This is a genomic window from Streptomyces sp. NPDC058240 (assembly GCF_042882135.1).
Classification (GTDB): domain Bacteria; phylum Actinomycetota; class Actinomycetes; order Streptomycetales; family Streptomycetaceae; genus Streptomyces.
This window is the reverse complement of sequence record NZ_JBHVWT010000003.1, coordinates 208558-220819: the sequence shown is the minus strand read 5'-3', so window position 1 is coordinate 220819 and position 12262 is coordinate 208558. Positions and strand designations below refer to the sequence as shown.

The 12262-nt window shown below is 70.9% G+C and carries 14 protein-coding genes, 3 tRNA genes and 2 pseudogenes; 7 read left to right on the top strand and 12 right to left on the bottom strand.

Features of this window, described 5'->3' with window-relative positions:
• Window positions 1–173 precede the first annotated feature (173 nt).
• Together ACFVX4_RS08815 and ACFVX4_RS08810 are read left to right on the top strand one after the other, a co-directional pair.
• Window positions 174–1187, top strand: a pseudogene (locus tag ACFVX4_RS08815) (adenosine deaminase); the annotation flags it as partial.
• A 133-nt stretch (window positions 1188–1320) separates the two neighbouring features.
• Window positions 1321–1620, top strand: a pseudogene (locus tag ACFVX4_RS08810) (NAD(P)-dependent oxidoreductase); the annotation flags it as partial.
• On the opposite strand, the gene ACFVX4_RS08805 reads toward ACFVX4_RS08810, so the two are convergent.
• The 8 genes from ACFVX4_RS08805 to ACFVX4_RS08770 all read right to left on the bottom strand — a co-directional run bounded on the left by ACFVX4_RS08805 (window position 1618) and on the right by ACFVX4_RS08770 (window position 6535).
• Window positions 1618–2673 carry a UDP-N-acetylmuramate dehydrogenase gene (locus ACFVX4_RS08805; protein WP_389973466.1) on the bottom strand — a complete coding sequence of 352 codons (1056 nt, stop codon included), beginning with the start codon at window positions 2671–2673 and terminating at the stop codon, window positions 1618–1620. The pseudogene ACFVX4_RS08810 and the gene ACFVX4_RS08805 sit on opposite strands and share 3 nt — an antisense overlap.
• Window positions 2674–2907: 234 nt before the next feature.
• On the bottom strand, window positions 2908–4338 hold the full coding sequence (locus ACFVX4_RS08800) for a DHA2 family efflux MFS transporter permease subunit (protein ID WP_389973463.1): 1431 nt from the start codon (window positions 4336–4338) through the stop codon (window positions 2908–2910).
• 75 nt (window positions 4339–4413) lie between these two features.
• Entirely contained in the window at window positions 4414–4962 is a 549-nt protein-coding gene (locus ACFVX4_RS08795; RefSeq protein WP_389973999.1) for a TetR/AcrR family transcriptional regulator, read from the bottom strand.
• A 143-nt stretch (window positions 4963–5105) separates the two neighbouring features.
• Window positions 5106–5534: a MaoC family dehydratase gene (locus ACFVX4_RS08790; RefSeq protein WP_389973460.1), complete on the bottom strand. Its 429-nt coding sequence runs from the start codon at window positions 5532–5534 to the stop codon at window positions 5106–5108.
• On the bottom strand, window positions 5534–5986 hold the full coding sequence (locus ACFVX4_RS08785) for a MaoC family dehydratase N-terminal domain-containing protein (RefSeq protein ID WP_389973457.1): 453 nt from the start codon (window positions 5984–5986) through the stop codon (window positions 5534–5536). Before ACFVX4_RS08785 ends, ACFVX4_RS08790 begins: the two co-directional genes overlap by 1 nt.
• 104 nt (window positions 5987–6090) lie before the next feature.
• On the bottom strand, window positions 6091–6255 hold the full coding sequence (gene rpmG / locus ACFVX4_RS08780) for a 50S ribosomal protein L33 (protein WP_003956487.1): 165 nt from the start codon (window positions 6253–6255) through the stop codon (window positions 6091–6093).
• 89 nt (window positions 6256–6344) lie between these two features.
• Window positions 6345–6417: transfer RNA gene (locus ACFVX4_RS08775), tRNA-Met, on the bottom strand.
• Window positions 6418–6462: 45 nt separating this feature from the next.
• Window positions 6463–6535: transfer RNA gene (locus tag ACFVX4_RS08770), tRNA-Thr, on the bottom strand.
• 302 nt (window positions 6536–6837) lie between these two features.
• Here ACFVX4_RS08770 and ACFVX4_RS08765 point away from each other — a divergent pair.
• Window positions 6838–8139: an amidohydrolase family protein gene (locus tag ACFVX4_RS08765; RefSeq protein WP_389973454.1), complete on the top strand. Its 1302-nt coding sequence runs from the start codon at window positions 6838–6840 to the stop codon at window positions 8137–8139.
• Between the two features lie 34 nt (window positions 8140–8173).
• Window positions 8174–8830: an SDR family oxidoreductase gene (locus ACFVX4_RS08760; protein ID WP_389973451.1), complete on the top strand. Its 657-nt coding sequence runs from the start codon at window positions 8174–8176 to the stop codon at window positions 8828–8830.
• A 90-nt stretch (window positions 8831–8920) separates the two neighbouring features.
• Here the strand turns inward: ACFVX4_RS08760 and ACFVX4_RS08755 are convergent, their stop codons facing one another.
• Window positions 8921–9370 carry a DUF523 domain-containing protein gene (locus tag ACFVX4_RS08755; protein ID WP_389973448.1) on the bottom strand — a complete coding sequence of 150 codons (450 nt, stop codon included), beginning with the start codon at window positions 9368–9370 and terminating at the stop codon, window positions 8921–8923.
• A 104-nt stretch (window positions 9371–9474) separates the two neighbouring features.
• Window positions 9475–9556, bottom strand: a tRNA-Tyr gene (locus ACFVX4_RS08750).
• A 212-nt stretch (window positions 9557–9768) separates the two neighbouring features.
• On the opposite strand from ACFVX4_RS08750, the gene ACFVX4_RS08745 reads away from it, so the two are divergent.
• The 3 genes from ACFVX4_RS08745 to ACFVX4_RS08735 all read left to right on the top strand — a co-directional run bounded on the left by ACFVX4_RS08745 (window position 9769) and on the right by ACFVX4_RS08735 (window position 11631).
• Window positions 9769–10257: a YajQ family cyclic di-GMP-binding protein gene (locus tag ACFVX4_RS08745; protein ID WP_030926258.1), complete on the top strand. Its 489-nt coding sequence runs from the start codon at window positions 9769–9771 to the stop codon at window positions 10255–10257.
• Between the two features lie 158 nt (window positions 10258–10415).
• The gene (locus ACFVX4_RS08740) at window positions 10416–10916 is read left to right on the top strand and encodes a methylated-DNA--[protein]-cysteine S-methyltransferase (protein ID WP_385546113.1); all 501 of its coding nucleotides are present in this window, start codon (window positions 10416–10418) and stop codon (window positions 10914–10916) included.
• A 1-nt stretch (window position 10917) separates the two neighbouring features.
• The gene (locus tag ACFVX4_RS08735) at window positions 10918–11631 is read left to right on the top strand and encodes an alpha-ketoglutarate-dependent dioxygenase AlkB family protein (RefSeq protein WP_389973445.1); all 714 of its coding nucleotides are present in this window, start codon (window positions 10918–10920) and stop codon (window positions 11629–11631) included.
• Here ACFVX4_RS08735 and ACFVX4_RS08730 read toward each other — a convergent pair.
• Both ACFVX4_RS08730 and ACFVX4_RS08725 read right to left on the bottom strand, forming a co-directional pair.
• Complete coding sequence (locus ACFVX4_RS08730) at window positions 11592–11864, bottom strand: GlsB/YeaQ/YmgE family stress response membrane protein (RefSeq protein WP_266415556.1); 273 nt, start codon at window positions 11862–11864, stop codon at window positions 11592–11594. The two genes, ACFVX4_RS08735 and ACFVX4_RS08730, sit on opposite strands and share 40 nt — an antisense overlap.
• Before the next feature lie 106 nt (window positions 11865–11970).
• Window positions 11971–12210 carry a hypothetical protein gene (locus ACFVX4_RS08725; RefSeq protein ID WP_389973442.1) on the bottom strand — a complete coding sequence of 80 codons (240 nt, stop codon included), beginning with the start codon at window positions 12208–12210 and terminating at the stop codon, window positions 11971–11973.
• Between the last annotated feature and the right edge of the window lie 52 nt (window positions 12211–12262).

Here is a 12262-nt window from a genome sequence, read left to right as displayed (position 1 = left end):
TTTCGAGGGTTTCTCGCGGCTCCAGAAGTTGTGGGGCGAGGCAAGGGCGGAGCGCGTCCCGCACGTTTGGTGGCGACCCCCGGCTCCGGCTGGGGGTCGCTTCTCCGTTCGGGCGTCAACTCGATGGGGAAAGCGGCTACCGCTCGACCCCACGTGTGCGGCAGGATCTTGGGATGGAGCGTGATGTACGGCTGTTGCCCAAGGCCCACCTGCACCTGCATTTCACCGGGTCGATGCGGCCGACGACCCTGCTCGAACTCGCCGACAAGTACGGCGTGCATCTGCCGGATGCCCTGACCGGCGGCGAGCCGCCGAAACTGCGGGCCACGGACGAGCGCGGGTGGTTCCGCTTCCAGCGGCTCTACGACATCGCCCGGTCCTGCCTCAGGGCCCCCGAGGACATTCAGCGGCTGGTGCGCGAGGCGGCCCAGGAGGACGTCGCGGACGGTTCCGGCTGGCTGGAGATCCAGGTCGACCCCACCTCGTACGCCCCGCTGCTCGGCGGGCTGATCCCGGCGATCGAGATCATCCTGGACGCGGTGGACAGCGCGTCGCGCGAGACGGGTCTGCCGATCCGGGTGGTGATCGCGGCCAACCGGATGAAGCATCCGCTGGACGCCCGCACCCTCGCCCGGCTCGCGGTGCGGTACGCGGACCGGGGCGTGGTCGGGTTCGGGCTCTCCAACGACGAGCGCCGTGGGATGGCCCGGGACTTCGACCGGGCCTTCGCCATCGCCCGCGAGGGCGGTCTGCTGGCGGCGCCGCACGGCGGTGAGCTGTCCGGCCCCGCCAGTGTGCGGGACTGCCTGGACGATCTCGACGCGGCCCGGATCGGGCACGGCGTACGGGCCGCCGAGGACCCGCGGCTGCTGCGCAGGCTGGCGGAGCGCGGAGTGACCTGCGAGGTCTGCCCGGCGTCGAACGTGGCGCTGGGCGTCTACGAGAAGCCCGCCGACGTACCCCTGCGCAAACTGTTCGAGGCCGGGGTGCCGATGGCGCTGGGCGCGGACGATCCGCTGCTCTTCGGTTCCCGGCTGGCCGCGCAGTACGACCTCGTACGACGCCATCACGCGTTCACGGACGAGGAGCTCGCGGAGCTGGCCCGCCAGTCGGTACGGGGCTCCGCCGCGCCCGCCCCGGTACGGGCCGAGCTCCTGGCGGGCGTCGACGACTGGCTGGCGAAGCCCGCGGGACAGGACCGGTCCGGCCCCGGGGGTCAGACCCCGACGCCCCGCATCAGCGTGCTCGCCACGGACGCGGCGAACTCGTCGAGGGACTGCGGCGGCGCACCGCCCGCCGTGGCCTCGTAGGCGAACGCCAGCCCCGGTCGGCCCCCGGCCGGCCGACGACCCGCTGCTGGACCGGCTGGTCCGCAAGGTGGTCGGAGCGATCCTCAAGGAGGTCTACGCGGACCTGACGCGGATGGAGGCCGCGCTGGCCCGGAGCGCGACGGACTGGACGTCCGTACGGCCGCCGAAGCTCACCAACGGACCGCTGACGGGGAAGTACCGCACGGCCGTCGACAGCACTCCGCGCAGCGGCCGGACCATCTCGCGCGCCGATGTGGCGCACGCGATGCTGGCGCTGGTCGACGATCCGGCGTCGGTGAAACAGGGCCTAGAGGCTCACGCCGACCGTCACGGGTTCGTTGACGAGCGTGACGCCGAATGCCTCGCGGACTCCGGAGACGACCTCGCGGGCGAGCGCGAGGAGGTCCTCGGTGGTCGCCTCGCCGCGGTTGGTGAGGGCGAGGGTGTGCTTGGTGGAGATACGGGCCGGTCCGGTGCCGTATCCCTTGGTGAATCCGGCCTTGTCGATGAGCCAGGCCGCCGAGGTCTTGATACGTCCCCCGTCCGCGGGGAAGGCGGGGGGCGTCACCTCGGGGCCGAGCCGGTCCTTGGCGCGGGCGAGGAACGCCTCGTACTCCGCCTCCTCCAGGATCGGGTTGGTGAAGAAGGAGCCCGCCGACCAGGAGTCGTGGTCCTCCGGGTCCAGCACCATGCCCTTGTCGGCGCGGAGCCCGAGCACCGTTTCCCGGGCGGCCGCCGCGGGCACGCGCTCGCCCTGTTCGACGCCCATGGCGCGGGCCGTCTCGGCGTACCGCAGTGGCGCGGACAGGCCGCCCGCGTCCTCCAGCTCGAAGCGGACACGCAGCACCACGAAACGGTCGGGTTCGGCCTTGAAGCGGCTGTGCCGGTACGAGAACGCGCAGTCGGCATTCGGGATGGTGACCGTTTCCCGGGTGTACCGGTCGTAGGCGACGACCTCCGTGATGGTGGAGGAGACCTCCTGCCCGTACGCGCCGACGTTCTGGATCGGTGTCGCACCGGCGGAGCCGGGGATTCCGGCCAGGCACTCGATGCCCGCGAGACCGGCTTCGACGGTGCGGGCCACGGCGTCCGTCCAGATCTCACCGGCGGCGAGTTCCAGTCTCGTGCCGTTCAGCGCGAAGCCCTTGGTCGCGATGCGCAGGGCGGTGCCTTCGAAGCCCTTGTCGCCGATGACCAGGTTGCTGCCGCCGCCGATGACGAGAAGCGGGGTGCTGCTCCCGTCGGCCTCGCGCACGGCTTCGATCACCTCGGCGTCGGTCGTCGCCGTGAGGAGGCGGGCGGCGGGGCCGCCCAGCCGGAAGGTGGTCAGGGGGGCGAGGGGGGCGTCATGGAGTTCCTGCACGGGGACAAGGGTACGGTCCGTGCCCCCGCCGCTCGGGCGGGGGCACGGACCGTGCGCGCGGAAGCGCGGCTCAGAGCATGTCGGGTGACCTCCGACCGGGCGGCCACGCCCTGGCACGCACGCTTCCCGCGTTGTCGTCGGTCGCCAACGCTCCGCGTTGACTCCCTCCTCCGCCTTGGAACCGCACGCACCAGACCGCGTCCGCTATCCGATCCGAGGTCACCCGACAGGCTCTCAGGCGGCGACAGCGGCACGCTTCTCGACCACCGCGGACTCCGGGGCCGAGGTGCCGCGGCGGCCCGGGATCAGCAGGGCGGCGAGGGCGGCCAGAGCCACCGCCGAGGCACCGATCCACACCGCCGGAACGGTCCCGTCCGTGAAGGACCGGGCGGACTCGTAACCGCCCTGCGAGGAGAAGACCGTGGCGAGCACGGCGACCCCGAGGGCTCCGCCGACCTCGCGCAGGGCGTTGTTGGCGCCGGAGGCGATGCCCTGCTCCGCGGGGCGGACGCTGGACATCACGAGACTGGCCGCGGGTGCGAAGTACAGAGCCATGCCGACCCCGCCGACGATCAGGCCGGGCAGCTGCGAGGCGTACGAGGCGTCGGGCGCGATGATCACCGCGAAGAATGCGAGGCCGACCGCCTGGAGGGCGAGTCCGGCCACGACCACCGGGCGGCCGCCGAACCGGTCGGAGAGCATCCCCGCGATGGGCGCGACCAGCATCGGCATTCCGGTCCAGGGCAGCATCCGCAGGCCGGCCTCGGTGGGCGAGTAGCCCAGCACGCCCTGGAAGTACTGGCTGAGCAGGAAGATCGAACCGAACATGCCCAGGAACATCAGCATGCTCGCCATGTTGATCCCGAAGAACGCGCGGTCACGGAAGAGCCGCATGGGCAGCATGGGGCGCTTCGCGCGGAACCCGTGGTGGATGAAGGCGGCTATGAGCGCTCCACCCGCGATCAGCGAGCCGAGGACGGTGGGGCTGGTCCAGCCGTCGGAGTTGGCGTTGACCAGGCCGTAGACGATGCCGAACAGTCCGCCGCTGACCAGGAGCGTGCCGGGGATGTCGAGCCGTGCGTCCGGCGCGTACGACTCCGTCAGGCGCAGCCGTGCCAGCGGCAGCAGGGCCAGACCCACCGGAACGTTCAGCCAGAAGATCCACTGCCAGGACAGGTGCTCGGTGAGGCTGCCGCCGATCAGGGGCCCACTGGCCACGGCCAGTCCGGTGACCGCGCTGAAGATGCCGAGCGCGGCGCCGCGACGGGCGGGCGGCACGGCGGCCGTGAGCAGGGTGAGCGTCAGCGGCATCATGATCGCGGCGCCCACGCCCTGGACCGCCCGGAAGGCGATCAGTTCGTTGATCCCCGGCGAGAGCGCGGCCGCGGCGGAGGCGCCGGTGAAGACGGTGAGCCCGGCGAGGAAGAGCCGGCGGCGGCCGAACCTGTCGCCGAGGGCCGCCCCGAGCATCAGCAGGACGGCGAAGGTGAGGGTGTAGGCGTTCACCGTCCATTCCAGCTCGGCGAGCTCGCCGCCGAGGCTCTTGCGGATGGAGGGCAGGGCGGTGGTGACGACGAGGTTGTCGAGGGCCGCCATGAATCCGGCGACGCTGGTGATGACAAGGGCCCAGACCGCTCCCGAGCGGCCTGCTGTGTGCTGGTTCACTGCTCCCCCTGGGGGTTAGTTATCAATGACTAACTTCTCTGGGCAGAAAACCGGGCGGAACCCCGGTCGCACGGTTCAGGCGATCGGCCTGGCCGCGTCGTAGAACCCCGACCAGACCCGATGCTCGGCCGGGAAGCCGAGCGAGGCCAGCGTGTTGATGAGCATTCCGTACGCGAAGAACGTCGTCGTCTCCTCGGCGTCGGCACCGAGAGCGAGGTGGACGTCGCCCCACATATCGACCCAGGCGGCGCGCACCGTCTCTCCGAACTCGTGATCCCCCGCGGCCCTGGCACTCGCCACGGCCGCGTACGTCTGCATCTGCATCTGGAGCTTTTCGGGGTCGTCGACGATGAGCCGCTGGTACGCGGCGGCCATCGCCGTCACCGCCGCGTCGCCCTTGAGCCCCTCCGCGGCCTCGGCGAAGACCTTGCGGGTGTCCGCGAAGCACCGCTCGACGGCTGCGAGGAACATGGCCTGCTTGTTGGGGAAAAGACGGAAGAGGTACGGCTGCGAGACACCGACGCGCTTGGCGATCGCCTCGGTGGAGGTGGCGCTGTACCCGCCGCGGGCGAACTCGATGATCGCCGCGCGGATGACGCTCTCACGCCGCTCTTCTGCACTCATCCTTGCCATGCGAGGAAGTTAGTACTCAATCACTAACTTAGTCAACCGGTCCGTCCCCACGAGTAAGGGCACGGCCCCGTGGACCGTGCCCTTACTGGTGTCGCGTCACTTGCGTCGCGTCACTTGCGTCGCGCGGTGCGGCCTCAGCCGAGCCGCACCACCGCGCGGGACATGCCCAGCACCTTCTTGCCCTCGCTCATGGCCGTCAGATCCACCCGCACCTGCTTGTCGTCCAGCAGGGCGGCGACCTTGGCGCTGACCTCGATCAGGGCGCCGTCGTCGTCGTTCGGCACGACGACCGGCTTGGTGAACCGCACCCCGTACTCGACGACCGCGCCCGGGTCCCCGGCCCAGTCCGTGACCACCCGGATCGCCTCGGCCATGGTGAACATGCCGTGCGCGATCACATCCGGCAGTCCGACCTCGCGGGCGAACTTCTCGTTCCAGTGGATCGGGTTGAAGTCGCCGGAAGCGCCCGCGTACTGCACCAGCGTCGCCCGGGTCACCGGGAAGGACTGCGCCGGCAGCTCCGTACCGACCTCGACCGACTCGTATGCGACCTTCGCCGTCATCACGCCTCCTCGGCGGCGCGCGCCACCAGCTTCGTCCACGCGGTCACCACATGCTCACCGGACTCGTCGTGGACCTCGCCACGGATGTCCAGGATGTCGTTGCCCGCCAAGGACTTGATGCCCTCGATGGTCGAGGTGACCGTCAGCCGGTCCCCCGCCCGGACGGGGCGCACATAGGCGAACTTCTGATCGCCGTGCACCACCCGGCTGTAGTCCAGGCCCAGCTGCGGATCCTGCACCACCTGCCCGGCGGCCTTGAAGGTGATCGAGAACACGAAGGTCGGCGGGGCGATCACATCGCTGTGGCCGAACGCCTTGGCGGCCTCGGGGTCGACGTAGACCGGATTCGTGTCGCCCACCGCCTCGGCGAACTCGCGGATCTTCTCCCGGCCGACCTCGTACGGCGGGGTGGGCGGATAGGTCCGCCCCACGAAGGACTGGTCGAGCGCCATGAGCTCGCTACCTCCTGATGAAAGATGAACAGGCCGAAGAACAGCCTTCATACAACGACACGAGGCCGCCCCCAATGGGGACGGCCTCGTGTACGAGCCTGTTTTCAGCGCGTTTCGCGGTGCGCAGTGTGCGAGTTGCAGCGCGGGCAGTGCTTCTTCATCTCAAGACGGTCCGGGTTGTTACGCCGGTTCTTCTTGGTGATGTAGTTCCGCTCCTTGCACTCCACGCAGGCCAGCGTGATCTTCGGGCGGACGTCGGTGGCAGCCACGTGAGTGCTCCTTGGACGGACGGATGGACGGATGAACGCAAAAAAGAGTAGCCGATCGAAGGACCGACCCCACAATCGGCTACCGTAAGTAGCGGTGACCGGACTTGAACCGGTGACACAGCGATTATGAGCCGCTTGCTCTACCGACTGAGCTACACCGCTTTGATGACGAGTCCCCCCGCCGAAGCGGGGTTTCCCGATCACCAGAGCCCCAATGCGGAATCGAACCGCAGACCTTCTCCTTACCATGGAGACGCTCTACCGACTGAGCTATTGGGGCGAGCGATGAAGACATTACACGGCTGTCGCCGATCGCCCAAATCCGTTTCGAGGGCCCATCCGGCGGCCTTGACCGACACCCCGCCGATCCCGTGATCGACAGCCCTGGAGACCGTCCTCCGACCGCCTGAGCAGCACCTCGGCCTCCCCGCGAGGCACCCTCCGCCGCAGCTGTGCACCCGCGCCCCACGCATCCCTGGGGCCACACCGGTACGACTATTTCGCTCCTCCTCGAACCCGGCCGAACACGCCCCTAGGCTCGATTCACTCTGCGTGATCTTGTCCCCATTTCCCAGGAGCGCGATGCCCGACAGCCAGCCGTGGCAGCCGGACGACCACGCCGCCGACGCGGCCGATGCGTCCAGCAGTCCCGACACCGTCACCTCGGCCGGGGCCGGCCTGGTGCTCTGCGGCGCCCGTCTCACCGACGGCCGCGTCGTGGACGTACGGCTCGGCGGCGGCCGCATCGAGGCCGTCGGCACCGCGGGCAGCCTGACCGCGCCCGGCCCCCGGATGGACCTGCGCGGCTATCTGCTGCTCCCCGCCCCCGCCGAACCCCACGCCCACAGCGACACCGCGCTCACCGCCGACGGCACGGGTCCCGGCACCCCGGGACCGGTGTCGCACCGCCCGGAGGACATCCGGCGCCGCACCATCGAGGCCGCCCTGCTGCAGCTCGGTCACGGCGCCACGGCGCTGCGCTCGCACGTGCGGATCGGGGACGTCCAGGGCCTCGCCTCGCTCGAAGCCGTACTGCAGGCACGCCGTTCGCTGAGCGGACTGGCCGACCTGACCCCGGTCGCCGTGCCCCGGCTGCTCACCGGAGTCGCGGGCGCCGACAACCTGGCCATGCTGCGCGACGCGGTGAAGATGGGGGTCGGTGCGGTCGGCGGCTGCCCGGATCTCGATCCGGACCCGGCGGGGTACGCGGAAGCCGTCCTGGAGGTCGCCGCCGAACAGGGCTGCCCCGTCGATCTGCACACCGACGGCGACGATCCGGCCCGGCTCGGCCGGCTGGCCGCCATGGCCGGAGGGCTGCGGCCCGGTGTCTCCCTCGGCCCGTGCGCCGGCCTCTCCCTGCTCCCCCCGCAGGCCGCCGCCCGCGCCGCCGACCAACTCGCCGCGGCCGAGGTGACCGTGATCTGCCTCCCCCAGGGCGGCTGCTGCGGCACGGAGGGCCGGGGCACCGCGCCCGTACGACTGCTGCGGGCGGCCGGAGTGCGGGTCGCGGCGGGCAGCGGGGCACTGCGGGACATCGCGAACCCCGTGGGCCGCGGCGATCCGCTGGAGGCCGCCTATCTGCTGGCCTCGCAGCACGGACTGCCGGCCACGGAGGCGTACGAGGCGGTGTCCTCGGTGGCCAGGGCGGCAACGGGGCTGCCCGGTGTCAGGGTCGAGGCGGGCTTCCCGGCCGAGCTGCTCGCCGTGCGCGGGGAGCAGCTCCCGGGCGCGCTCTCGCTCGCCTACAGCCGGATCGTGGTGCATCGCGGCCGGGTGGTGGCGCGGACGAGCGCGGTGCGCGAGTACGGCGACTCCGAGACCGTCGTGGCCCTCGGTCTGCCTCACCAGGAGAGACCGGATTCCGGTCCCTGCGGCGGGCCCTGAGCGCGGCGGGCCGTCGCGGCGTACGGTCGTGACCATGCGCATTGTCATCGCAGGTGGACATGGTCAGATCGCGCTGCGGCTGGAGCGGCTGCTCGCCGCGCGCGGGGACGAAGCCGTGGGCGTCATCCGCAATCCGGACCAGGGCGAGGACCTCCGGGCGGCGGGTGCCGAGCCGGTCGTCCTGGATCTCGAATCCGCCTCCGTGGAGGAGGTGGCGCAGGTGCTGCGCGGCGCCGACGCGGCGGTCTTCGCGGCCGGTGCGGGCCCGGACAGCGGCTCGGCACGCAAGGAGACGGTGGATCGCGGGGCGGCGGTGCTGTTCGCGGACGCGGCGGAACGGGCAGGCGTACGGCGCTACGTCGTGGTCTCTTCGATGGGCGCCGACCCCGACCACCCGGGCGACGAGGTCTTCGACGCGTATCTGCGGGCCAAGGGCGCGGCGGACGCGTACGTGCGCTCCAGGACCGCGCTCGACTGGACGATCCTGCGCCCCGGCATGCTGACGAACGACGCGGGCAAGGGGGCGGTCCTGCTGACCGCGTCGACCGGCCGCGGGCCGGTGCCGCGCGACGACGTGGCGGCGGCGCTGCTGGAGCTGCTGGAGACCCCGGCGACGGCGGGGCTGACGCTGGAGCTCATCTCGGGGAACGTGCCGGTGGCGGTCGCGGTCAAGGACGTCGCGGGGAACTGACCGGGCGGGCCGGGCGGCCTTCCGGCGCCGCGGGGCGTCGGACCCGGCCGCGTGCGGGCTTTTCGGGCTCGGAGGTCACCCGACAGCCTCTCAGGCGCCCGGTGCCGGGCGGACGGCGATGCCGTGGCGCTCCAGCAGCGCGGCGGTGACGCCGTCGCCCTCGCGGAGCTCGCCCGTGAACGTACCGTCATAGACCGTTCCGCGCCCGCAGGAAGGGCTGCGCGCCATCAGCAGCGCCTCGGTGCACCCGGTCCGGCGCGCGGCCTCCAGCGCCCTTTCCGCGCCGTCCACGAACTCCTCCGTCACGTCGTGCCCGGTGTCGTCGACGACGCGGGCGCGGCCGTCCAGCACGTCGTGGCCGTCGCCGCCGGTGATCTCGGCGGGGCGGCGCGGGGTGGGCAGTCCGGCGGAGACCTCGGGGCAGAAGGCCACGGGGCGTCGGTCGCCGATGGCCGCGGCCACCGCGGCGGAGGCCTTGCCGCGGCCGTCGAAGCGGCAGGGCACGCCCTGCAGACAGGCGCTGACCAGTACGGATTCCATGTTCACGGCCCTTTCGCGGTCTTGCGGTCTCGCGGTCTCGCGGTCTCGCGGTCTCGCGGCAGCAAACAAAGAAGGCCCCTGTCTGAGACAGGGGCCTTACCATGTGGCGGCGCCAGGGTTCGAACCTGGGTAGGCTGAGCCGGCAGATTTACAGTCTGCTCCCTTTGGCCACTCGGGCACACCGCCGGGGATTGTTGCCGTGAGAACCGCTTTTTGGCGGTGCTCCGTGGCAACGACGTAAACGATACCCGATGCCCGGGGGTGCTTCGCCACCGGATTGATCAGCGGCCCGATCGGGCGCGGGTGGCTAGGCTTTGATCGGCGACGCGGGGCCGACAGGCCCGCCCCCGCCCGTATGCACCCCGTTTCCGAACCCCCGATACAAGGAGCCACACGTCATGGCCGACTCCAGTTTCGACATCGTCTCGAAGGTCGAGCGGCAGGAGGTCGACAACGCCCTCAACCAGGCCGCCAAGGAAATCTCGCAGCGTTACGACTTCAAGGGGACCGGCGCCTCGATCTCCTGGTCCGGCGAGAAGATCCTGATGGAGGCGAACGGCGAGGAGCGGGTCAAGGCGATCCTCGACATCTTCCAGTCCAAGCTGATCAAGCGCGGCATCTCGCTGAAGTCGCTGGACGCGGGCGAGCCGCAACTGTCCGGCAAGGAGTACAAGATCTTCGCCACGATCGAGGAGGGCATCTCCCAGGAGAACGCCAAGAAGGTGGCGAAGATCATTCGCGACGAGGGCCCGAAGGGCGTCAAGGCTCAGGTCCAGGGCGATGAGCTGCGGGTCAGCTCGAAGAGCCGGGACGACCTGCAGGCCGTGCAGGCACTGCTGAAGGGCCAGGACTTCGACTTCGCCGTGCAGTTCGTGAACTACCGGTAGGTCCCGCCCCTTCGGTGTGCGGAGCGGGATACTCCGCTCCGCACCCGGGTGCGATGTCCGAAAACCGCCGGTCATGCCGGAGCGGGGAACGCAGACTTGTCCATGTCGGGCGACGATCCAGTCGAATCCCGGCATGACGTGCAGGAAAGGGACGAGTCATGACCATGTACGCAACGGTCGACAGCCCGCTGGGTGAACTGCTGCTGGTCGGCGAAGAGATCACCGGCGGGGTGGCGCTCGCCTCGCTCTCGCTGCCCGGCCAGAAGGGCGCCGCGGTCGTCCAGGACGGGTGGATCCACGCCCCGGAGGCCTTCGCGGGGATCGCCGCTCAGCTGCGGGAGTACTTCGCGGGGCGGCTGACCCGCTTCGACATCGTGTACGCGGACGGCGTGGGCACCGACTTCCAGCGCCGGGTGTGGGCCGCCCTGGACACCGTCCCGTACGGGGAGACCGTGTCCTACGGACAGATCGCCGAACGCGTCGGCACCCCGGGGGCGGGGGTACGGGCCGTGGGGACGGCGATCGGGCGCAATCCGCTGCTGGTCGTGCGGCCGTGCCATCGGGTGATCGGCGCGGACGGGGCGCTGCGGGGTTACGCGGGCGGCGTGGAGCGCAAGGAGCGGCTCCTGGGGCTGGAAGGCGCCCTGGCGGTGCGTTGAGATGTCCGGACTCTTCCCGAGGCCTCGTACCGTCGTCGCGCCGGGAGCCGTGCATGTGCCGGAGTGGCTGTCGCCGGAGCGCCGGCGGGAGCTGGTGGCGGCCTGCCGGGAATGGGCGCGCGGACCCGTGCCCCTGCGGCACACGGTGCTGCCGGGCGGCGGGGTGATGTCCGTGCAGACGGTCTGTGTGGGGTGGCACTGGCAGCCGTACCGGTATTCGCGCACGGCCGACGATGTGAACGGCGCGCGGGTGGCCGAATTCCCCGACTGGCTGGCGGCGTTGGGGCGCGAGGCGCTGACCGCGGCGTACGGGGACGAGAGTCCGGTACGGACGTACGCGCCGGACACCGCGCTCATCAACTTCTACGACGGGGCGGCGCGGATGGGCATGCACCAGGACAAGGAGGAGCGGTCCGGCGCTCCGGTGGTGTCGCTCAGCATCGGCGACACCTGCGTCTTCCGCTTCGGCAACACGGAGAACCGCGGAAAGCCCTACACGGACGTGGAGTTGGCCTCGGGCGATCTGTTCGTGTTCGGCGGGCCGTCACGTTTCGCGTTCCACGGCGTGCCGAAGGTCTGCCCCGGGACCGCCGATCCCGCGGCGGGGATGAGCCGCGGCCGGCTCAATGTGACCCTGCGCGAGACCGGGTTGGGTACCTTCGGCACGGACGGGCGTCAGCGGCGTTCGCGGGAGTTCCCGAACAGCAGCCGGTAGAGGATCAGCAGGACCAGCGAACCACCGATGGCTGCGATCCAAGTGGCCGTGTCGAAGAAGTCGTTGGCGATGGGGCGGTCGAGGAAGCGCGACGATATCCAGCCGCCGAGGAAGGCGCCGACGATGCCTATGAGGGTGGTGCCGACCAGGCCGCCCGGGTCGCGGCCCGGCAGCAGGACCTTGGCGATGACTCCCGCCACCAGTCCGAGAATGATCCATCCGATAATGCTCATGCGTGCGAACCTACCCGTCACTCGTTCCTGGAATCCAAGACGCTCGTGCCTGTGACGTGGTTGCCTGCGCGCCCCATGAGCGGGCGGCGCCCCGGCCGCCCATGGGTCAGGTGCGGGCGCTGAACTCCGGCCAGGGCGCCGGATCGGCCGTTTCGTCCTCGGACTCCTCGGAGTACCACGCGGTGCCGTCCAGCCAGCTGCCGAGCCGCTGGGCGAGGTCGGGCTGATCCGCGTACCAGGCGTGCCCCGGCGCATCGGCGCCCGGCAGGAGGAGGTGCTTCTCCCGGCGCGAGGCGGTGCGGGCGGTCTTCTCCGCGGCTGCGAGCAACTGCTCGGTGTCGTTCATGCGTTCATGGTGAATGACGGCACTGACAGTGGGGCGGTGCCGCGGGGCTCGG